Genomic DNA, 20,799 nt, shown 5'->3' on the forward strand with positions numbered 1-20,799 from the left:
CAGGGGGCGTAAACCCGTCAGTCTTTTTTCAACTTCGGATTAGGGAAGAACTGCACCGCCTGCACCTTGGGATCCGGTGCTTTCAGGGCCGAGGTATTCACCCGCGTACCCAATTCCTTGGGCACTGACAGACCTTGCTCATTGAGCGTGTCGGAATAACCGCAGGCCACGCATTCGCGGTGCGGCACGTCGTCCTCGCTCCACATCATCAACTTGTCCGGCTCGCTGCACGCCGGGCAGACCGCCCCGGCGATAAAGCGTTTTTTGGTTTTCACAGGTGCTTCACTCATGCTGCCGCGTCCTCACTCAGGCCGCTGTGGCGCAAGAGTGCGTCAATCGACGGCGCACGTCCGCGGAAATCGACGAACAGCACCATCGGCGCCTGGGAGCCGCCACGGGCCAGAATCGCCTCGCGGAACGCCCGGCCTGTCTCGGCGTTGAGCACGCCATCTTCTTCGAACTTGGAGAAGGCATCGGCCGACAGCACTTCCGCCCACTTGTAGCTGTAGTAACCCGCCGCGTAACCGCCGGCAAAGATGTGCGCGAAGCTGTTCGGGAAGCGGTTGTAGGCCGGCGGACGCATCACCGAGACCTCGTCACGCACGCCTTCAAGCACCTGCAACACACTGCGCCCGTCACCGTGGGTGGCATGCAGCTCAAAGTCGAACAGCGAGAATTCCAGTTGGCGCACCATCATCAGGCCGGACTGGAAGTTCTTCGCGGCCAGCATTTTTTCCAGCAGGTCCTGAGGCAGCGGCTCGCCGGTTTCATAGTGACCGGAAATCAACGCCAGGCCTTCGGGCTCCCAGCACCAGTTCTCCATGAACTGGCTCGGCAACTCCACCGCATCCCAGGCCACTCCGTTGATGCCGGACACGCCAGCGTGTTCAACACGGGTCAACAGGTGATGCAGGCCGTGGCCGAATTCGTGGAACAGGGTAGTCACTTCATCGTGGGTCAGCAGGGCAGGCTTGCCGCTGTCGGCCGGGGTGAAGTTGCACACCAGGTTGGCCACCGGGCTTTGCAGCACGCCGTCGAGGGTGCGGCGACGGTCACGGGCGCCGTCCATCCAGGCACCGCCACGCTTGTTGGCGCGGGCGTACAGGTCGAAGAAGAAGCGGCCGACGTGTTGGCCGTTTTCCTTGATTTCGAACAGGCGGACGTCCGGGTGCCAGGTGTCGAAGCCTTTCTGCTCGGCGATCTCGATGCCGTACAGGCGTTGAACAATGGCGAACAGGCCGCTGAGCACCTTGTCGATCGGGAAGTAGGCGCGCAGGGCTTCCTGGGCGACGCTGTAGCGTTGTTCACGCAGCTTTTCGCCGTAGAAACCGCTGTCCCAGCTTTGCAGGTCCGGGCAGCCTTGTTCGCCAGCGTAAGCCTTGAGCTGTTGCAGGTCCTGGGTGGCGAACGGCTTGCTGCGCTTGGCCAGGTCCCGCAGGAAGCTCAGCACCTGGTCGCTGGACTCGGCCATTTTGGTGGCCAGGCTCAGTTCGGAGAACGAGGCGAAGCCCAGCAGTTGTGCCAGCTCCTGACGCAGGTCGAGGATCTGTTCCATGACTGGGCCGTTATCGTTCTGACCGGCATTCGGGCCTTGGTCCGACGCACGGGTGCAGTAGGCCGCGTAGATTTCTTCACGCAGGGCGCGGTCGTGGGCGTAGGTCATCACCGCGTAGTAGCTCGGGAATTCCAGGGTGATCAGCCAGCCGTCGAGGCCTTTGGCCTGGGCGGCGGCGGCCATTTGTGCCTTGGCCGAATCGGTCAGGCCGGCGAGGGTCGCTTCGTCGGTGACGTGCTTGGTCCAAGCCTGGGTGGCATCGAGCAACTGGTTGGAGAACTTGCTGCCCAGCTCGGAGAGCTTGCTCTGCACTTCGGCATAACGTTTTTGCTGCTCCGGCGGCAAATCGATACCCGACAGGCGGAAGTCACGCAGGGAATGTTCCAGGATAGTTTTTTGCGCCACGTCGAAGCCGGCGGCTTCCGGGCTGTTCGCCAAGGCTTCAAAGGCCTGGAACAGTTCGCGGTTCTGGCCCATCTCGGTGGAGTAGGCGCTCAACGCCGGCAGGCACGCCTCGTAGGCTTCGCGCAGTTCGGCGCTGTTGCACACGGCGTTCAGGTGGCTGACCGGGCTCCAGGCGGCGCCCAAACGGTCATTGAGTTCGTCCATGGCCAGGACCAGCCCGGCCCAGGTCGGATTTTTACCCTGGCTTTGCAGGATGCCTTCGATGGCAACACGGTTGTCGGCGAGGATCTGTTCGATGGCCGGCTGTACGTGCTCGGCACGGATCGCCGAGAACGGCGGCAGGTCGTAGGACTGCAGAAGAGGGTTGTTCGCGCTCACGGTTGGCACCTTGGCTGAAGAAACATGTAAGAACAAAGATGGGGCCATCTTAATTACAATCAACGCCCACCGCAGCTATCAGCAGAAGAGAGAGAGCCTATCGTGACCCTTCGCACCTACCAGAATCACACGCCGGCCTTGGCCGCCGGGGCTTTCGTCGATGCGTCGGCGGTGGTGATCGGCGATGTCGAAATCGGCGCCGACAGCTCGGTATGGCCGCTGACGGTGATCCGCGGCGACATGCACCGCATCCGCATCGGTGCGCGCACCAGCGTGCAGGACGGCTGCGTGCTGCACATTACCCACGCAGGGCCCTTCAATCCTGATGGCTTCCCGCTGCTGATCGGTGACGACGTGACCATCGCCCACAAGGTCATGTTGCATGGCTGCACGGTGGGCAATCGCATCCTGATCGGCATGGGCAGCATTGTGATGGATGGCGCCGTGGTGGAAGACGACGTGATCATCGGCGCCGGCAGCCTGGTGCCGCCGGGCAAGAAACTCGAAAGCGGCTTTTTGTATGTCGGCAGCCCGGTTAAACAAATCCGCCCGCTGACTGACAAGGAACGGGCGTTTTTCACCTACAGCGCGGCGAACTACGTGAAGCTTAAAGACCTGCACCTGGCCGAGGGCTTCGACCAATGACAAGGATCCCCATGCATTACCAAACCGTTTTGTTCGACCTCGATGGCACCCTCACCGACCCGCGCGAAGGCATCACCCGCTCGATCCAGTACGCCCTCGCCAAACTGGGGATTGATGAGCCGGACCTGACCAAACTCGAACACTTCATCGGCCCGCCACTGCTGCAAGCCTTCATGCAGTTCTACGGTTTCGACGAGGCCAAGGCGTGGGAGGCGGTGAATTTTTACCGCGAGCGCTTCAAGGTCACCGGCCTGTATGAAAACAGGGTGTTTGACGGCGTGATGCCGCTGCTGGAGGCACTGAACGGCCAGGGCCGCCAACTGTATGTGGCCACGTCCAAGCCTTGGGTATTTGCCCGGGAAATTGCCCGACACTTTGATTTTGCCCGGCACTTCAAAGTGATCTACGGCAGCGAGCTGGACGGCACTCGCACCAACAAGGTCGAGCTGATTGCGCACCTTATGGCAGAAGAAGGCCTGGACCCGGCCAGCACCTTGATGATTGGCGACCGCAAGCACGACCTGATTGGTGCCCGCAGCAATGGGCTGGATGCGGCGGCGGTGGGTTATGGGTTTGGCAGCCATGAGGAACTGAGTGCCGAGGCGCCGACCTGGCATTTTGAAACGTTGGCCGAGATGCATCAGGCGTTTTTGCAGCGGCCATAAAACAATCTCGTAGCAGCTGTCGAGCCCCAGCGAGGCTGCGTCGGGCGCGACTCGGTTCCAGCCTGGCTTGATCTCTGCGGTGCGGCCTACGCAGCCTCGCTGGGGCTCGACAGCTGCTACGGGGCTTCCAGTGTTCTCAGTGCCGCCTTACGCTGATCCACCGGCAACCCGCCCAGCCTCTCCACCGCTACAAAAAACCTCACCCAATCCCCGCCTTCCTCCCGGAACAACGCGGCAAACGCCGGCACCCACTGGTCATACAAACCAAACGGCAACAACCTTGCGTTGTTCATCGGCAGGTTCATCCAGGCGTCATAGCGCTTGTCGCCGGCCCACTGGCTATCGCGCATTTGCCGGTAGTCACGGCGCAGGCGTTCGAATTCGGCCGCCTTCGCCTCACGCATGGCATCTGCCGCCAGCGGCTGGGTGTACAACTGTTCCAGGCGCTTGCGGGTGTCGAGCACCAGCCGGGTGAACTGGTCGCGCTGCTTCAACGTCGACTCACTGGCAGGCGGCAAACCCTGGGCTGCACGCCACTGGCGGGTGCCTTCCTGCTCGACAAAGGTGGCGTACGACTCGTTGAACTCGGTGTCGTCCTTCACATAAAACCGCTGGTGCGCCAGCTCATGAAAAATCAGCGTGGCCAGGCGCTCATCGCCCCAATTCATCATCGAGTTCATGATCGGGTCGTTGAACCAACCCAGGGTGGAATAGGCCTCGACGCCACCAATCGACACGTCCATGCCTTGCTGCTTCAACAACGCCGCCTGGCCGCGCGCGGCGCCCTGGTTGTAGTAACCGCGATAGGCCACGCAACCGGCAATCGGGAAGCAGTGGGTCTGGGGCGAGAGGGAAAATTCAGGCGTGGCGAAGACGTTCCAGACCACGTACTGGCGGCCGATATCGGCATACAGACGGTAACTCTGGTTATCCGGCAGGTGCAGGTGTTCGCTGGCGAAGGTGCGGGCTTTTTGCGACTGCGCCAAATGCTCGCGCAGCAGCTGCGGGCGCGAGGGGTCGGCGATGACCTTGGAGACCGGCTCCCGGGCCCGCAGCAATTGCAGTTGGCCGTCTGCCAACTGACTGTAATAACTCACGCTGGAGCAGCCGCCGAGCAACAGCAGCATCAACCCGGGAAGTAAACGCCTGACCATTCAAACCTCTCACAGGTAATCATCCCGCCAGACTATCTCGCCTGGGGGGAATTTTTCCATGGCGTGGCGTGTTTATACTCATAGGGAGCTTGCTGCAGAACGCAGCCGCTCAAAACCATTCCTACAGTTGAGTGCTTAACATGCGTCAGCTACTGCTTCCCGTCACCGCGATTTTTCTCAGTGCCTGCGCGTCGACGCCGCTCCCTGCGGTGGATCCGCAACAAGCCTGGGTCGATTTCGCCACTCCGACACCCGGTGCCAAGCTGGTGATGGCGCAACGCCTGGACGGAAAGAACCTGAACGACGGGCGCTTTTTCCAGGTGCCGCCTGGCAGCCATGAATTGATGGTGCGTTTTGATTTCGAGGTGCCTACCGGCGGCAGCTTCGGCGGGTTTGGCCAAACCACTGACCGCACCTGCTTCATGACCCTGCAATACGACCGTTTCGAGGCCGGCCAGCGTTATCGCCTGGAAGGGCGGTCACTTGGCTACAACCCGAATATCCGGCTGTACAACAAAGCGGGTCAGTTGCTGGCAGAAGAACGCAGCGTCAACTGCATCTGATCAGTCGTTGTTCTTCTGGTAGATAATGCGCTTGGTGCCGTTTTCACAAGAGCCCACGATCATGGCGCTGTCATGATTTTTGGCCTCTTCTGCGGTAATGATTTCCAGGGTGTAGGACGGAATCGCTTTGGCCTGGATTTTGACCTCGATCTCTTTCCTCAGCTCTTCACAGTCTTTCGGCGCGGCCAGTGCCGACGTGGCCAGCGCACCGCAGATAACCGCCAAGGCAATACGTTTCATGTGTGAAGCTCCCTGAATGCATGCGCACGGGTGTGCGCTAAGTCTGCAATCGGCTATTCGACCATACCTGAACGTGTAGGAGCGAGCTTGCTCGCGAAAAACGTCAACGATAAGGCGCACCGCCTGGAAGAGCGCGGCGCCTTTGAGTGCTTCGCGAGCAAGCTCGCTCCTACAAGGGTTGATCAACTAACGAGGGTGCCGTCCAGGGTGATTTTGGCGTTCAACACCTTGGACACCGGGCATCCTTCCTTGGCCTTTTTGCTCAATTCATCGAACTGCGCCTGGCTCGCGCCCGGGATCTTGGCCTGGAGGATCAGGTGCACTGCAGTGATCGCAAAACCACCGTCCACCTGGTCCAGGGTCACTTCGGCGTGGGTGTCGATGCTATCGGCCTTGAGCCCGGCGTCGCCGAGAATCATGGAAAAGGCCATGGAGAAACAGCCGGCATGGGCCGCACCGATCAGCTCTTCAGGGTTGGTGCCTTTGCCGCCTTCGAAACGGGCCTTGAAGCCGTAGGGCGCTTCGCGCAGCACGCCGGTCTCCGTGGAGATGGAACCCAGGCCAGTCTTCAGGTCGCCTTCCCAATGCGCGGATGCTTTTTTAACGATACTCATAGCGGTCTCCTCGAACGGTGGTTTTGCGTCAGTAAGGGTTCTGAGGATAGACGCCCCGGCAAAGTTCATCTTGTCGGAGAAACCTAGCGATTAAGTAGGAAATTTCCGCTTCGCTATTGAATCTCGGGTATATGCCCTCATTGCATAGGACATGCACATGAAGCGGCAGGTTTTGGTTCGTCTAAGAAGCCTGCGCCCCTATTGGAGAAGCAGGCTTATGAAATCGCTGTCCGACGTAAAGTTCTCGACCCTAGACCTGGTGCCTGTGCGCGCCAACGGCAGCCCGGCGCAGTCGCTGCGCAATTCCCTGGACCTGGCCCAGCATGTGGAAAAATTCGGCTACAACCGTTTCTGGGTGGCCGAACACCACAATATGGACGGCATCGCCAGCTCGGCGACCTCGGTTTTGCTGGGTTACCTGGCCGGCGGTACTTCGACGATTCGCGTCGGCTCCGGGGGGGTGATGCTGCCCAACCACGCGCCGTTGGTGATCGCCGAGCAGTTCGGCACCCTGGAAAGCCTGTACCCGGGCCGCATCGACCTGGGCCTTGGCCGTGCGCCGGGCTCCGACCAGATGACCGCCCGCGCTCTGCGCCGTGAACGCTCCGGCAGCGCGGACGATTTCCCGGAAGACGTGGCCGAGCTGATGGCCTACCTGGGCCCACGCACCCCAGACCAGCGGGTTATCGCCGTGCCGGGCACCGGCACCAACGTCCCGGTGTGGCTGCTGGGTTCAAGCCTGTTCAGTGCGCAACTGGCGGGCGAACGCGGTTTGCCTTACGCCTTTGCCTCACATTTCGCACCGCGCCTGATGCATGAAGCGATTCGCGTCTATCGCAATCACTTCAAGCCGTCAGCCGTGCTGGACAAGCCCTACGTGATGCTCGGCATCCCGCTGGTGGCCGCCGATACCGATGAGCAAGCCGATTACCTGGCCACCTCGGTGTACCAGCGGATCCTCGCGCTGATGCGCGGGCAAAGCCTGGTGCAGCGCCCGCCGGTCAAGACCATGGACGGCCTGTGGCTGCCCCATGAGAAAGACGCGGTCGGCAGCTTCCTTGGCCTGGCCATGGTGGGCAGCCCGCAGAAGATCCGCGCCAAGCTGGAAGTGCTGGTGGAGCAGACCGGCGCTGACGAGCTGATCTTTACCTGTGACCTGTACGAGCACGCCGACCGGATTCATTCCTACGAACTGCTGGCGCAGATCATGAAGGGCTAAACCCGAGGCATAAAAAAACCGACGCACTTGCGTCGGTTTTTTATGTCTGCAACACGGGATCACCCGCGCTTGTAGGCAATTTCCTTGGTACCGGCTTCACAGCTGCCGACAACCGTGTGGTCACTAGGTGCAGCACCTTTGTCCACGATTTCCAGGGAATAGCCTGAAGCGCCCTTAGCGTCGATTTTCGCCGCAATCTCGCTTTTCAGCTCTTCACAAGGCTTGCCCGCCGCCAGGGCTGTGCCCGCAATGCTCAACAAACCTACCGCCAACAAAAAGTTCTTCATCCGTCACTTTCCTTGGGTTGATCGAAAGGAAGCACGCCAACGCTCGTCACGTCGACGTACCTAAAGGTTGTAGCGGAGTTTATGGCAATCGGCCAGCGCGCAAGTTCAACCGGCTGGATCAACTACTGGCAATACGGAACCCTACCTTGAGGGTGACCTGGAAATGCGCGGCCTTGCCATCCTTGATGTGGCCACGGGTTTCGGTCACTTCAAACCACTCCAAGTGCTTGATGCTCTTGCTGGCTTCCGCCAGGGCATTATTGATGGCTTCCTCGATGCTGGTCGTGGAAGAGCCCACCAGTTCGACTTTCTTGTAGGTGTGATGATCACTCATAAGGTTTTTCTCCTGGGTGGTTTATGAAGCCTAGCAGTGAATTCTCGTACTGCTTCTGGCGACCATTCCCACGCGAAAGTTCAGATTTACTGCACTTTCTGAAACCGCCGCAGTCGGAAACAACACACGCCACTCAATCACTCCAGGAGAGCCCACATGGCCAACACCTCTTTACGCAAAGCGTCATTGGAAAGCATGGAAGCCGAGATTTCGAGCCTGCTCAAATCTCTGGAAAGCCTCAAGGACGATGCGTCTGACGAGTCGCGCAAAACCCTGAAGGCCCTGAAAAGCAATGCCGAGAACGCCCTCAAGCATTCCCGCCACCTGATCAGCGATGCCTACGAAGAAAGCAAAGTCAAAATCCGCGAAACCAGTGTTGCAACACGGGACTACGCGCAAGAGCACCCATGGACTACCGCCGGTGTCGCCGTTGGTGCGCTGGGCCTGCTGGCGGCTTACTTGCTGTGCAAACGCGGCGACTAAACGTCCTGGCGCGCCAGCTCAGCCTTGAGCCACTGCGCCAGTTGCCGGGCGCGCCCATCCGCGGCGCGCTTGGGTAGCCACAACGCCAGTTGCGCCGGGGTTTCACTGAAACCCCACGGCGCAACCAGGCGGCCCGCTCGCAGGTCCTCTGCCACCAGCGGCTGCGGCGCAATCGCCACCCCCAACCCTGCCACCGCTGCCTCCAGCAAATAATACAAATGCTCGAAACCCTGGCCGTACTTCAACGCGCCGGCGTCGATCCCGTGGTGCTGAGCCCAGCTGGGCCAGGCTTGTGGGCGAGAGGTGGTGTGCAACAGGGTTTCATTGCGCAGTGCCTCGGCAGGCGCCTGGCGCAATCGTTCGTAATGGGCAAAACGTGGGCTCATGACCGGGCCGATGCGCTCGCTGGCCAATTCGTAAACCTGCATATCCGCCGGCCACGGCGGCTCGGCGAACACCAGCAGCGCATCCAACCCCGGGCGACGCGGGTCAAGGTCGCCTTCGCCTGCCGACAAGTGCAGGCGTAAATCCGGCAAATCCGTATTCAGGCGGCCCAAGCGCGGGATAAACCAGCGCGCCAGCAGGCTGCCGGAGCAGCCGAGCACAAACGGCGCGTCGGCACTGCTTTGGGTGAGTTCGGCGCAAGTGTCCCTTAAACGCTCGAACGCCTCGAAACTCGCATCCCGCAGGCGGATACCGGCATCTGTGAGTTTGAGGCCGCGCCCGTCCTTGACGAACAGGCTGACGCCGAGATGCTCTTCCAGCACCTTGAGCTGCCGGCTGACCGCCCCATGGGTGACGTGCAGTTGCTCGGCAGCCTGGCTCACGCTGTTCAGGCGAGCGGTCGCCTCAAAAGCGCGCAGGGCATTCAGCGGGGGAAGATCTCGGCTCATCTGTGAGTTTTCCTGACAGGTTGTGGCGATCTTATCGGTTTTCAGCGCCCAGCGTCAGGGGTAGAGTGACCGTCATTGCCTCTTACATATTTTCTACCTGGAGCGTCCCATGACTCAGTCCCAGACCGATTTACGCAACGGCCCAGATGCCAATGGCCTGTTTGGTTCGTTCGGCGGCCGCTACGTGGCGGAGACCCTGATGCCGTTGATCCTTGATCTGGCCCGCGAATACGAAGCGGCCAAGATCGATCCGGCGTTCAACGAAGAACTGGCCTACTTCCAGCGCGACTACGTCGGACGTCCAAGCCCGCTGTACTTCGCCGAACGCCTGACCGAATTCTGCGGCGGCGCCAAGATCTACCTTAAGCGCGAAGAGCTGAACCACACCGGCGCCCACAAGATCAACAACTGCATCGGCCAGATCCTGCTGGCGCGGCGCATGGGCAAAAAACGCATCATCGCCGAGACCGGCGCCGGCATGCACGGTGTGGCCACTGCCACCGTCGCCGCGCGGTTTGGCCTGCAATGCGTGATCTACATGGGCACCACCGACATTGAGCGCCAGCAGGCCAACGTATTCCGCATGAAGCTGCTGGGCGCCGAAGTGATCCCGGTCGTCGCCGGCACCGGCACCCTGAAAGACGCGATGAACGAAGCCCTGCGCGACTGGGTGACCAACGTCGACAGCACCTTCTACCTGATTGGCACCGTGGCCGGCCCACACCCTTACCCGGCGATGGTTCGCGACTTCCAGGCCGTGATCGGCAAGGAAACCCGTACCCAGCTGCAAGCCCAGGAAGGTCGGCTGCCCGACAGCCTGGTGGCCTGCATCGGCGGCGGTTCCAACGCCATGGGCCTGTTCCATCCGTTCCTGGATGACACCAGCGTCGACATCATCGGCGTTGAGGCGGCCGGCTACGGCATCGAAACCGGCAAGCACGCGGCGAGCCTCAACGGCGGCGTACCGGGCGTACTTCACGGCAACCGCACGTTCCTGCTGCAGGACGACGATGGCCAGATCATCGACGCCCACTCGATTTCCGCCGGCCTCGACTACCCGGGCATCGGCCCTGAACACGCCTGGTTGCACGACATCGGCCGCGTCCAGTACACCTCGGTAACCGACGACGAAGCGCTCGACGCGTTCCACAAATGCTGCCGCCTGGAAGGGATTATTCCTGCACTGGAAAGCGCCCACGCCCTGGCCGAAGTGTTCAAACGCGCACCGACCTTGCCGAAAGATCACCTGATGGTGGTGAACCTGTCCGGCCGTGGCGACAAAGACATGCAAACCGTGATGCACCACATGGAACAGTCCCAGCAGGAGAAACACTGATGAGCCGCCTGCAAACACGTTTTGCGCAACTGAAAGAACAAAACCGCGCCGCCCTGGTGACCTTCGTTACCGCCGGCGACCCGGGCTATGACACCTCGCTGGCGATCCTCAAGGGCTTGCCGGCGGCCGGTGCCGATGTGATCGAACTGGGCATGCCCTTCACCGACCCGATGGCCGATGGTCCCGCCATTCAACTGGCCAACATCCGCGCGCTGACTGCCAAGCAGAACCTCACGAAAACCCTGCAAATGGTCCGCGAGTTCCGCAAGGACAACAGCGACACGCCACTGGTGTTGATGGGCTACTTCAACCCGATCCACATGTACGGCGTGCCACGCTTTATCAGCGATGCGAAAGAAGCCGGCGTCGACGGCCTGATCGTGGTCGACATGCCGCCCGAGCATAACGGCGAGCTGTGCGACCCGGCCCAGGCCGCCGGTATCGACTTTATCCGCCTGACCACGCCGACCACCGACGACGTGCGCCTGCCGACCGTACTTAACGGCAGCTCCGGGTTTGTGTACTACGTGTCGGTAGCCGGTGTGACCGGTGCCGGTGCCGCGACCCTGGAACACGTCGAAGAAGCCGTGACCCGCCTGCGTCGCCACACCGACCTGCCGATCAGCATCGGTTTTGGTATCCGTACCCCGGAGCAGGCCGCTGCAATCGCCCGCCTGGCAGACGGTGTGGTAGTGGGGTCGGCACTGATCGATCACATCGCCAATGCCAGCAACGACCAGCAGGCCATCGACGGTGTATTGACCCTGTGTTCGGCGCTGTCGGAAGGTGTGCGCAACGCCCGTAAGTAAGCGGCTCGTAAGCGGTAGGTAAAGTTCCTGATACAGAGGAATCATGCTGGCAAATCAGTACCTAAGCTAACAAGACCAAGGGATTTCGAACGTGGTTCGAAATCCCTTTTTTGTTCGTGCAGTACTGAGGAAACAGCCCCATGAAAATCCCCAAACGTTTGATTGCAGGTGTAGGCGTGCTGGTGCTTGGCGCCAGCGCCCTGGTCCAAGCTGCGCCCTATGACCAGGGTGGCGGACCTGACCGTGGTGGGCCACAAGGCCAGCACGATCAACGTGGCGATGACCATCGCGGGCCGCAGGACAACCACCGTGGCGGCCCTCCTCAGGACTTTGGTCCTGTGAGACAGGTCATCCGCGACAACCATGGCGACTTCCGCCGTGGCGCACCACCGCCTCCCGGTATCCACCTGGAGCGCGGCCAGCGCCTGCCGCCAAACTACTACGGCGAGCGCCTGGACCCTCGGGCGCTGGGCCATCTGCCGCAATACCCAGGTTACGAATGGCGCCGCTCGGGCGGGGACATCGTGTTGATCGCCGTGGGCACCAGCATCGTCTATCAGATTCTGGATGGCGCGCTGTACTAGAGCCGGACTGCTTTTGTGGCGAGGGAGCTGCTGTGGCGAGGGAGCTTGCTCCCGCTGGAGTGCGCAGCGCTCCCAGGATTTTGGGGCCGCTGCGCAGNNGGCGAGGGAGCTGCTGTGGCGAGGGAGCTTGCTCCCGCTGGAGTGCGCAGCGCTCCCAGGATTTTGGGGCCGCTGCGCAGCCCAGCGGGAGCAAGCTCCCTCGCCACAGCAGCTCCCTAGCCATAGCAAGCTCCCTCACCACAGGTATTCAGCAGTCGCTAAATTTCGATACGTTCGACCTTGCCCACCAACAGGATGTAGGAAAGCGCCCCCAGCAACGCCAGCACCGCGATATACGTAATCGCCGGCGCAAACGAATCCCCGGTGGCCAGAAAGCCAATCACGATCGGCGTGGTGATCGCCGACAGATTGCCGATGAAATTGAACACCCCACCCGTCAGCCCCAGCAGCCTTGCCGGCGCCAGGGTCGACACCAGCGACCAGGTGATCGACGCCAGACCATTGCCGAAAAACGCCACCGCCAGAAAGGCAATCACCCACGCCGTGGAGTCAACAAAGTTGGCGCCAATGATCGCCGTGGAAATCAACAGCCCGCCAATGATCGGCAGCTTGCGCGCAAACCCCACCGACGTCCCCCGGCGAATCAGCCAATCGGAAAACAGCCCCGAACACAGCACGCCGACAAACGCCGCGAGAAACGGCAGCGACGCCAGCAGGCCGGATTTGATGAAGTCCATGCCGCGATATTTCACCAGGTAGGTGGGGAACCACGTCAGAAAAAACCACAACGTGGAGTTCAGGCAGAACTGCCCCAGGTAGATCCCCCATAACTTGCGCTTGCTCAGCACGATGCCGAGGTCGACCCAACTGAACGGCGCCTTGGCCGCCTGCGCCTGGATATCCACCAACCCGCCGCCTGCGCGGATCAGCTCGATTTCCGCCGCATTCGCACCCTTGAAATCCCGAGGCTCGCGGTACACCGCGTACCAGATTAACGCCCACACAATGCCCACGCCGCCGGTGGCGACAAACACCATGTGCCAGCCAAAGGTGTGTTGCAGCCACGCCAGTACCGGCGTGAGAAACGCCAGCCCGACGAACTGCCCGGAGGTGTAGACCCCAATCGCCGTGGCCCGCTCACGCTCGGGAAACCAGGTGGTGACCACCCGGCTGTTGATCGGGTAAGCCGGGGCTTCGAGGGCACCGACCGCCATGCGCAATACGAACAGTGCGATAAAACTGGCGGCGAAGCCGAGCATCACCGTGGCGATTGACCACAGCAGCAGGGCGACGCTGTAGAGAATGCGCGGCGGCACCCGGTCCACCAGCCAGCCGCCGGGGATTTGCATGGCGGCGTAGGTCCAGCCGAACGCGGAGAAGATCAGCCCGACATGCACCGGGTCGATCCCCAGCTCACTGGTCAGGGCCGGGGCGGCAATCGACAGGTTGCTGCGGTCCAGGTAGTTGATCACCACCGTGATGAACAGCAGCACCATGATGAAGAAACGCTTTCGGCTGGGCGTGACTAAAGAAGCCTGCCCGGTGAAGGACTCGGATTGCATGGGGTTGCCTCTTCTTATGATTATTGAGGACGGGTCTTACTGAAGAAACCGCGGTTCATGTGGGAGCTGGCTTGCCTGCGATGGCGGCGTGTCAGTGCCGCGGATGCAAGCTGACACACCGCTATCGCAGGCAAGCCAGCTCCTACAGAGACCGTGTTCCGTCAGGAATAAAGGCTTACCACTCGGCAAAACTCCCATCGGCATGCCGCCAGATCGGGTTGCGCCAGCGATGCCCGATGGCCGCGCGTTCGATCACATATTCCTCGTTGATCTCGATGCCCAGGCCCGGCCCGTTAGGGATCTTCACAAAGCCCTGGTCGTAGTCGAAAACCCCCGGATCGCGCACGTAATCCAGCAGGTCATTACTCTCGTTGTAGTGAATGCCCAGGCTCTGTTCCTGGATGAACGCGTTGTAGCAAACCGCGTCCAGCTGCAGGCAAGCCGCCAGGGCAATCGGGCCGAGCGGGCAGTGCAGGGCGAGGGCCACGTCGTAGGCTTCGGCCATGTTGGCGATCTTGCGGGTCTCGGTGATACCGCCGGCGTGGGAAGCATCCGGCTGGATGATGTCGACGTAGCCTTCGCTGAGCACGCGCTTGAAGTCCCAGCGCGAGAACAGGCGCTCGCCAAGGGCAATCGGGGTGCTGGTGAGCGGCGCCAGCTCTTTCAGCGCTTCGTAGTTTTCGCTGAGCACCGGCTCTTCGATAAACATCAGTTTGTAGGGGTCGAGTTCTTTCATCAGCACCTTGGCCATGGGCTTGTGCACCCGGCCATGGAAGTCCACGCCGATGCCGACGTTGGGGCCAACCGCATCACGTACGGCGGCGACGTTGGCCAGGGCCTGGTCGACTTTTTCGAAGCTGTCGAGAAATTGCAGCTCTTCGGTGCCGTTCATTTTCACCGCGGTAAAACCACGGGCCACGGCTTCCTTGGCGGCGCGGGCGGTGTCTGCCGGGCGGTCGCCACCGATCCACGAATACACGCGGATCTTGTCACGCACCTGGCCGCCCAGCAGGTCGCTGACCGACACGCCGAGGGCCTTGCCCTTGATGTCCCACAGCGCCTGGTCGATACCGGCGAGGGCGCTCATATGGATCGCGCCGCCACGGTAGAAGCCGCCGCGGTAGAGCACGGTCCAGATGTCTTCGATATTGCGTGGGTCTTTGCCGATCAAGTAGTCGGACAACTCTTCGACAGCGGCCGCCACGGTGTGGGCGCGGCCCTCGACCACAGGCTCGCCCCAACCAGTCACGCCCTGGTCGGTTTCAACCTTGAGGAAGCACCAGCGCGGCGGGACGATGAAGGTGGTCAGTTTGGTGATTTTCATCTTCTTGTCTCTCTTGTAGATGGAGAACGCTAATCAGCCCAAGGCATTCCAGGCCGCGACGTAGGCCTGGGCATTGCTTGCCACCTGGGCGACGCTCATGCCTGGCTTGAACAAGCCGGAGCCGAGGCCGAAGCCTTTGACGCCCGCGTCGAAAAATACCTGCATGTTGTCCGGGGTGATGCCGCCCACCGGCAGCAACACCGTGCCTGCGGGCAGTACCGCGAGCCAGGCCTTGACCACCGCCGGGCCCATTTGCTCGGCCGGGAACAGTTTCAGCACGTCGGCGCCTTCGGCCAGCGCAGCAAACGCTTCAGTCGGCGTGGCCACACCCGGCGACAGGTACAGGCCCGCAGCCTTGGCGGCACGCAGCACCTTGGCATCGCTGTGGGGCATGACGATCACCTGGCCGCCGGCCGCTTTGACTTGATCGACCTGTTCCGGAGTCAGCACCGTGCCCGCGCCGATCAGGCAATCGGCAGGCAGGCTGTCCCGCAGGATGCGGATGCTGGCGTAGGGATCCGGCGAGTTGAGCGGTACCTCGATCACCCTGAAGCCCGCTGTGTACAGCACCTCGCCGATCGCCAGCGCCTCGTCCGGTCGCAGGCCGCGCAGGATCGCGATCAAACCGTTGTGTGTCAGTGCTTGCTTGAGCATGTCGGGCCTCTCGTCAGGTTGCAGGCAGCAGCCCCGCCGCCATGGCCAGCTGCCAAAGGCCACGCTCGGTAGCCTCCTGCGCCAGGGTCACGTGGGGGAAACCACAGAGTTGGAGTGCACGCTGGTAGCGGGTGCAGAGTTGGGTTGCGCCCACCAGGACGATGTCGCGCGCCTGGGCCTGCTGGCGGGTGCGCAGGCCCATGAGTTCGTGGCCGATCAGCAGGCCGGACAGATAGTCCGGTTGCTCGTCGGGCGCCAGTTCGCCGGTCAAGCCCAGGGTGCGGGCGCTGAATAAGGTCGATAACAGGCCCGCCTGGCCATCCGCCGACAGTGCCACCTGCACGCCGCGATCAAAAGCGACGGCCTGGAACTGTTCGGAAGGACGTTGGGTGCGACCCAAAATGCTGTGTTGGCTGAGCACGGCGAACAGCTCGCCGGTCATGAAGGTGTCGAAGTGGGTGATGCAGCCTTCCACCACCTCGACCCACTTGGAATGGCTGCCCGGCAGGCCGATCAAGACGTCGCGCCCGGTATTGGCGGACAGGCTTTGCAGCACGCCGAGGACCTGGGTTTCTTCGCCGCGCATCACGTTAGGCAACGCGCCGCGTTGAATCACCCCGGGAACGATGTGCACCGCGGTGCCCCGCAGGCTGCGCACAACATGCAGTGCCTGGCCAAGGGTGGCGACATCGGCCGGGGTGTCGCGGTAAACCGCTTCGCTCCAGCCCTGGGCGCTGCCGACCATGCCGCAGGCGATGACGGGGAGGCCGGGCTGGGCCTCGAGCCAGTCACCGCAGGCCGCGTCGAATGCCAGCTCGAAACCGTTGCTGCTGCGAACGCCGGCAATGTCCCGGGGTTCGGTGGGCAAGTGCATGATCCCCGACGCCAGGGCGCGTCGTTCGATAACGACGCCTGCCGGGCCGAGCTTGTAAGCACGAAGGGAACTGGTTCCCCAATCGAGCGCGATCAATTGCGCCTGCATCGCTTCACCTGAGTGTTCTGAGCGGATGAGGCGAATATAAACCCAAGACCGTTAAAGTCTCAATATATAAATATCAGTCCCATATATAGGGAATACAAACACTCAGAATATCGACAAGTCCAGCGTGCGCATCGCCCCCATCCAGATCGCATGGTCGGTGTGGTCCTTGAGGTCGTCACCGGTGGTGGGGTGCAGGAACACCACCAGGCCGTTGCGGTTGAGCGCCAGCCACGGCAGGACGACGCCGATGTATTCCGGGTCGAACGCCAGCTGGCAGCTCCAGTCCGGGTGCGGGCCTACCGGGCGCTCATGCACGCGGCCCATGCGCAGCGGGAACATCTGCGCGGCGTCTTCGCAGAGTTTGCGCGCCTGGTCGATGGTGTTGGCGTCGAAGTAGATATGGGCGTGGTAGCCCTTGATACGTTGCATGACAGGCTCCGGGCTCAATGATCGGCAAATCCTAGACCGCAATGGACGGCAGGGCCAGGCCGGTCAACGATTGTGCGCTGCTGGCCTGCTCGGCCATCAGCCAGTCGACGAAACGCTCGATCAACTGGCTGCGACGTTTGCGCTGGGGCAGCACCACGTAATAGCCGAAGCGCGAGATCACCGTGTCGCCAATCGGCCGGCACAGCCAGTTTTGCTCCAGCAAGTTATCCACAAGATGGCGCCAGCCAATGGCCACGCCCTGGCCGGCAATCGCCGCCTGGATCAACAGGGTGTAGTTGTCGAAACGCAGTTGGCCCGGGGTGGGCGCGGTAGTGATACCCAGCTCGCGGAACACGCCGCCCCAGTCGAACCACTGGTTGTTGTTTTGCTGGCGCAGGTGCAACAAGGGGAACTCCAGCAGGCTCTGCAACGGCAGGGGCGCGTCGCGGTCCTGGATGAGCTGCGGGCTGCAGACCGGGAACACTTCCTCGTTGAACAGCCAATGGCTGTCGCCCTGTTTGAAACGGCCATCACCGAACAGCACCGCCACATCGATATCGCTGCGCAACGTGGCGTGATTGCGCTCACTGGTGACCAGGCTCACGTCCACCTGCGGGTTGGCTTCATGAAAACGGTGCAGCCGCGGCATCAGCCAATACGCAGCGAAGGCAAAGTCCGTCGCCACCTGCAGGACTTCGTGCTGGTCCTGCTCGGCAATCGCACTCAGGCCCTGGTTGATGCTCTGCAAGCCGGCCTGCACCTGTTCGAACAACAAGGCGCCCGCATCGGTCAGCTCGATGCCCCGGTAAATGCGATCAAACAGGCGCACTTTCAGCTGTTCTTCCAGGCGCTTGATCTGCTGGCTGATGGCCGGCTGGGTGGTGCCCAGCTCCATGGCCGCTGCCGTAAAGCTGCGTTGGCGCGCGGCGGCTTCAAACGCGCGAAGCAGATCAAGTGACAGGTTACCGAGGGATTCATACATAAGCTGTGCTTATCCTAGACATTGCTTCTCATGGGCTTTACCACGTTTTCCATGGCCTGCATGCTCATTCGCATAAACATCGACTATGGAATGCCGCGAAACCATGAAGCGCAAGAACATTCTTTTCATCATGGCCGATCAGATGGCCGCGCCGATGCTTCCGTTCTACGGTCCTTCGCCTATCAAACTGCCGAACCTGAGCCGCCTCGCCGCCGAGGGTGTGGTGTTCGACGCCGCTTACTGCAACAGCCCGTTGTGTGCACCGTCGCGCTTTACCCTGGTGAGTGGCCAGTTGCCGAGCAAGATCGGCGCCTACGACAACGCAGCCGATTTCCCCGCCGATGTGCCGACCTATGCCCACTACCTGCGTCGCCTCGGCTACCGCACGGCGCTGTCGGGCAAGATGCACTTTTGCGGCCCCGACCAACTCCACGGTTATGAAGAACGCCTGACCAGTGATATCTACCCGGCCGACTATGGCTGGGCAGTGAATTGGGATGAGCCAGACGTGCGCCCCACCTGGTACCACAACATGGCCTCGGTGCTGCAAGCCGGGCCGTGCGTGCGCACCAACCAGCTGGATTTCGACGAAGAGGTGGTGTTCAAGGCCCAGCAATACCTGTTCGACCATATCCGCGAAGACGGCGACCAGCCGTTCTGCCTGACCGTCTCCATGACTCACCCACACGACCCGTACACCATTCCCAAGCCGTTCTGGGACCTGTACGACGACAACGACATCCCGTTGCCCACAACCCCGCCACAGGCCGATCTCGACCCTCACTCGCAACGCCTGCTCAAGGTCTATGACCTGTGGGACAAGCCGCTGCCGGTGAACAAGATCCGCGATGCGCGCCGCGCCTACTTCGGCGCGTGCAGCTACATCGACAGCAACGTCGGCAAGCTGCTGCAAACCCTGGAAGACACGGGGCTGGCCGACGACACCATCATCATCTTCTCCGGCGACCACGGCGACATGCTCGGCGAGCGCGGGCTCTGGTACAAAATGCACTGGTTTGAAATGGCCGCCCGGGTGCCGCTGCTGATCAGCGCGCCGGGGCAGTTTGCCGCCGGCCGGGTGACCGCTGCCGTGTCCACCGCCGACCTGCTGCCGACCCTGGTGGAACTGGCCGGCGGCGAGCTGGACCCGAGGCTTGCGCTGGATGGCCGCTCGCTGGTCTCGCACTTGCGAGGGCAGGGCGGCCACGACGAAGTGTTCGGCGAATACATGGCCGAGGGCACCATCAGCCCGCTGATGATGATCCGGCGTGGCGCCTACAAGTTCATCTACAGTGAGGACGACCCTTGCCTGATGTTTGATGTAAAAAACGACCCGCACGAGCGGGAGAACCTCAGCCAGTCACCGGAACACCGGCCACTGTTCGAGGCGTTTTTGAGTGAGGCGCGGGCCAAATGGGACATCCCGGCGATTCACCAACAGGTGCTCGCCAGCCAACGCCGTCGCCGCCTGGTATTCGAGGCGCTGACCCAAGGCAAGCTGAAGAGCTGGGACCACCAGCCACTGGTAGACGCCAGTCAGCAATACATGCGCAACCATATCGACCTCGACGATCTGGAGCGCAAGGCACGTTTTCCACAACCCTGCCAAAACCAATAAAACTGAGGGGAAGGCCATGCAAAAGTTATCCACCGTGGTGAGCGTTGCGCTGCTGGCACTGAGCAGTGCCGGCGCCTACGCGGACTCAAGCTGCGACACCGTGAAGATGGCCGATCCGGGCTGGAGTGATATCGCCGCGACCAATGCCATTACCGGTTTTTTGTTGAACGGCATGGGCTACAAGGCCAAGGTCGACACCCTTGCGGTGCCGATCACCTTTGGCGGGCTCAAGGACGGCCAGGTGGATGTGTTCCTGGGTAACTGGATGCCGGCGCAGCAGGGCTTCTACGACAAGTTCGTGGCCAATGGCGATGTGGTGCAACTGGCGAAGAACCTCGACGGCACCGAGTTCACCCTCGCCGTGCCGGACTATGTGTGGGACGCCGGGGTGCACGACTTTGCCGATCTGAACACGTTTGCCGACAAGTTCGACAAGAAGATCTACGGCATCGGTTCGGGTGCACCGGCGAATATCTCGTTGCAGGAAATCATCAAGAAAAACGACTTTGACCTGGGCCAGTGGAAGCTGATCGAGTCCAGTGAACAGGCGATGCTGGCCGAAGTGTCCCGGGCGGTGAAGAAGCAGAAGTTCGTGACCTTCCTCGGCTGGACGCCGCACCCGATGAACGTGCAGTTGAAGATGCATTACCTCAAGGGCGGGGAAAAGTACTTCGGTGACACCGGCAGCGTGTATACGTTGACCCGCAAGGGCTATGCCCAGGCGTGCCCGAATGTGGGCAAATTGCTGACCAACCTGAGTTTCACCCAGGAGATGGAGAACGCCATCATGGCTGAGGTGGTGAACAAGAAGGTCAGCAATGCCGAGGCGGCGAAGGCGTGGATCAAGGCGAATCCGGCAGTGCTGGATAAGTGGCTCGATGGGGTTAAAACCGTCGATGGGCAGGATGCGCTGGCCGCTGTAAAAGCCAAGCTCTAACGGCTGACGCCGCACCCTGTGGGAGCCGGGCTTGCCCGCGATAGCATCACCGCGGTGTCCCTGTAGGACCGAGGCGCCTGCATCGCGGGCAAGCCCGGCTCCCACAGTCAGCGGACTCCCACAGTCCGGCGTTTGTCCTGATACCCT

The 20,799-nt window shown here is 61.5% G+C and carries 24 protein-coding genes; 10 read left to right on the plus strand and 14 right to left on the minus strand.

Features of this window, described 5'->3' with window-relative positions:
• Positions 1-17 precede the first annotated feature (17 nt).
• Positions 18-290, minus strand: coding sequence for a YheV family putative zinc ribbon protein (locus HX875_RS13635; RefSeq protein WP_003214872.1), 273 nt, complete (start codon positions 288-290; stop codon positions 18-20).
• The gene (gene prlC, locus HX875_RS13640; RefSeq protein ID WP_371321479.1) at positions 287-2,338 is read right to left on the minus strand and encodes an oligopeptidase A; all 2,052 of its coding nucleotides are present in this window, start codon (positions 2,336-2,338) and stop codon (positions 287-289) included. Before prlC ends, HX875_RS13635 begins: the two co-directional genes overlap by 4 nt.
• A gap of 102 nt (positions 2,339-2,440) precedes the next feature.
• Between prlC and HX875_RS13645 the strand changes: the two genes are divergently transcribed.
• Both HX875_RS13645 and HX875_RS13650 read left to right on the plus strand, forming a co-directional pair.
• A complete protein-coding gene (locus HX875_RS13645; RefSeq protein WP_063033719.1) occupies positions 2,441-2,983 on the plus strand; it encodes a gamma carbonic anhydrase family protein in 543 nt (180 codons plus the stop codon).
• Positions 2,984-2,994: 11 nt separating this feature from the next.
• A complete protein-coding gene (locus HX875_RS13650; protein WP_177043578.1) occupies positions 2,995-3,648 on the plus strand; it encodes an HAD family hydrolase in 654 nt (217 codons plus the stop codon).
• A 116-nt stretch (positions 3,649-3,764) separates the two neighbouring features.
• Here HX875_RS13650 and HX875_RS13655 read toward each other — a convergent pair whose 3' ends face one another.
• A complete protein-coding gene (locus HX875_RS13655) occupies positions 3,765-4,802 on the minus strand; it encodes an aminopeptidase (RefSeq protein ID WP_177043579.1) in 1,038 nt (345 codons plus the stop codon).
• A gap of 140 nt (positions 4,803-4,942) precedes the next feature.
• On the opposite strand from HX875_RS13655, the gene HX875_RS13660 reads away from it, so the two are divergent.
• Positions 4,943-5,365, plus strand: a complete 423-nt coding sequence (locus HX875_RS13660) for a PA0061/PA0062 family lipoprotein (protein WP_177043580.1) — start codon at positions 4,943-4,945, stop codon at positions 5,363-5,365.
• Here the strand turns inward: HX875_RS13660 and HX875_RS13665 are convergent, their stop codons facing one another.
• The gene (locus HX875_RS13665) at positions 5,366-5,605 is read right to left on the minus strand and encodes a DUF1161 domain-containing protein (RefSeq protein WP_177043581.1); all 240 of its coding nucleotides are present in this window, start codon (positions 5,603-5,605) and stop codon (positions 5,366-5,368) included.
• Positions 5,606-5,787: 182 nt separating this feature from the next.
• The gene (locus HX875_RS13670) at positions 5,788-6,219 is read right to left on the minus strand and encodes an OsmC family protein (protein WP_177043582.1); all 432 of its coding nucleotides are present in this window, start codon (positions 6,217-6,219) and stop codon (positions 5,788-5,790) included.
• A 217-nt stretch (positions 6,220-6,436) separates the two neighbouring features.
• On the opposite strand from HX875_RS13670, the gene HX875_RS13675 reads away from it, so the two are divergent.
• Entirely contained in the window at positions 6,437-7,438 is a 1,002-nt protein-coding gene (locus HX875_RS13675) for an LLM class flavin-dependent oxidoreductase (RefSeq protein ID WP_008439586.1), read from the plus strand.
• A gap of 59 nt (positions 7,439-7,497) precedes the next feature.
• Here HX875_RS13675 and HX875_RS13680 read toward each other — a convergent pair whose 3' ends face one another.
• Positions 7,498-7,725: a DUF1161 domain-containing protein gene (locus HX875_RS13680; protein WP_003214893.1), complete on the minus strand. Its 228-nt coding sequence runs from the start codon at positions 7,723-7,725 to the stop codon at positions 7,498-7,500.
• Between the two features lie 118 nt (positions 7,726-7,843).
• Positions 7,844-8,059 carry a dodecin gene (locus HX875_RS13685; RefSeq protein ID WP_017848986.1) on the minus strand — a complete coding sequence of 72 codons (216 nt, stop codon included), beginning with the start codon at positions 8,057-8,059 and terminating at the stop codon, positions 7,844-7,846.
• 156 nt (positions 8,060-8,215) lie between these two features.
• Here HX875_RS13685 and HX875_RS13690 point away from each other — a divergent pair, with 156 nt between their 5' ends.
• Positions 8,216-8,542 (plus strand): DUF883 family protein, encoded by a 327-nt coding sequence (locus tag HX875_RS13690; RefSeq protein ID WP_032885107.1) that lies wholly within the window; start codon positions 8,216-8,218, stop codon positions 8,540-8,542.
• Here the strand turns inward: HX875_RS13690 and HX875_RS13695 are convergent.
• On the minus strand, positions 8,539-9,435 hold the full coding sequence (locus HX875_RS13695) for a LysR family transcriptional regulator (protein ID WP_177043583.1): 897 nt from the start codon (positions 9,433-9,435) through the stop codon (positions 8,539-8,541). The genes HX875_RS13690 and HX875_RS13695 overlap by 4 nt on opposite strands.
• A 109-nt stretch (positions 9,436-9,544) precedes the next feature.
• Between HX875_RS13695 and trpB the strand changes: the two genes are divergently transcribed.
• From trpB to HX875_RS13710, 3 genes are all read left to right on the plus strand, one after another.
• Entirely contained in the window at positions 9,545-10,771 is a 1,227-nt protein-coding gene (trpB, locus tag HX875_RS13700) for a tryptophan synthase subunit beta (RefSeq protein WP_177043584.1), read from the plus strand.
• On the plus strand, positions 10,771-11,580 hold the full coding sequence (trpA, locus tag HX875_RS13705; RefSeq protein ID WP_010168557.1) for a tryptophan synthase subunit alpha: 810 nt from the start codon (positions 10,771-10,773) through the stop codon (positions 11,578-11,580). The genes trpB and trpA overlap by 1 nt, the downstream gene beginning before the upstream one ends.
• 140 nt (positions 11,581-11,720) lie before the next feature.
• A complete protein-coding gene (locus HX875_RS13710; RefSeq protein ID WP_177043585.1) occupies positions 11,721-12,164 on the plus strand; it encodes an anti-virulence regulator CigR family protein in 444 nt (147 codons plus the stop codon).
• Between the two features lie 257 nt (positions 12,165-12,421).
• Here HX875_RS13710 and HX875_RS13715 read toward each other — a convergent pair whose 3' ends face one another.
• The 6 genes from HX875_RS13715 to HX875_RS13740 form a co-directional block, all read right to left on the minus strand.
• Positions 12,422-13,726, minus strand: a complete 1,305-nt coding sequence (locus HX875_RS13715) for an MFS transporter (RefSeq protein WP_177043586.1) — start codon at positions 13,724-13,726, stop codon at positions 12,422-12,424.
• Positions 13,727-13,901: 175 nt separating this feature from the next.
• Positions 13,902-15,050, minus strand: a complete 1,149-nt coding sequence (gene dgoD / locus HX875_RS13720; RefSeq protein WP_003213645.1) for a galactonate dehydratase — start codon at positions 15,048-15,050, stop codon at positions 13,902-13,904.
• A gap of 33 nt (positions 15,051-15,083) precedes the next feature.
• Complete coding sequence (locus HX875_RS13725; RefSeq protein ID WP_177043587.1) at positions 15,084-15,704, minus strand: 2-dehydro-3-deoxy-6-phosphogalactonate aldolase; 621 nt, start codon at positions 15,702-15,704, stop codon at positions 15,084-15,086.
• Between the two features lie 13 nt (positions 15,705-15,717).
• Complete coding sequence (locus HX875_RS13730; protein ID WP_177043588.1) at positions 15,718-16,686, minus strand: 2-dehydro-3-deoxygalactonokinase; 969 nt, start codon at positions 16,684-16,686, stop codon at positions 15,718-15,720.
• Between the two features lie 102 nt (positions 16,687-16,788).
• Positions 16,789-17,115 carry a DOPA 4,5-dioxygenase family protein gene (locus HX875_RS13735; RefSeq protein WP_093203349.1) on the minus strand — a complete coding sequence of 109 codons (327 nt, stop codon included), beginning with the start codon at positions 17,113-17,115 and terminating at the stop codon, positions 16,789-16,791.
• A 31-nt stretch (positions 17,116-17,146) separates the two neighbouring features.
• Positions 17,147-18,097 (minus strand): choline sulfate utilization transcriptional regulator, encoded by a 951-nt coding sequence (locus HX875_RS13740; protein WP_177043589.1) that lies wholly within the window; start codon positions 18,095-18,097, stop codon positions 17,147-17,149.
• Between the two features lie 103 nt (positions 18,098-18,200).
• On the opposite strand from HX875_RS13740, the gene betC reads away from it, so the two are divergent.
• Positions 18,201-19,715: a choline-sulfatase gene (gene betC / locus HX875_RS13745; RefSeq protein WP_177043590.1), complete on the plus strand. Its 1,515-nt coding sequence runs from the start codon at positions 18,201-18,203 to the stop codon at positions 19,713-19,715.
• A 16-nt stretch (positions 19,716-19,731) separates the two neighbouring features.
• Positions 19,732-20,652 carry a choline ABC transporter substrate-binding protein gene (choX, locus tag HX875_RS13750; RefSeq protein WP_177043591.1) on the plus strand — a complete coding sequence of 307 codons (921 nt, stop codon included), beginning with the start codon at positions 19,732-19,734 and terminating at the stop codon, positions 20,650-20,652.
• Positions 20,653-20,799: the final 147 nt, after the last annotated feature.

The sequence above is a fragment of the Pseudomonas yamanorum genome (assembly GCF_013386765.1).
Lineage (GTDB): Bacteria > Pseudomonadota > Gammaproteobacteria > Pseudomonadales > Pseudomonadaceae > Aquipseudomonas > Aquipseudomonas yamanorum_A.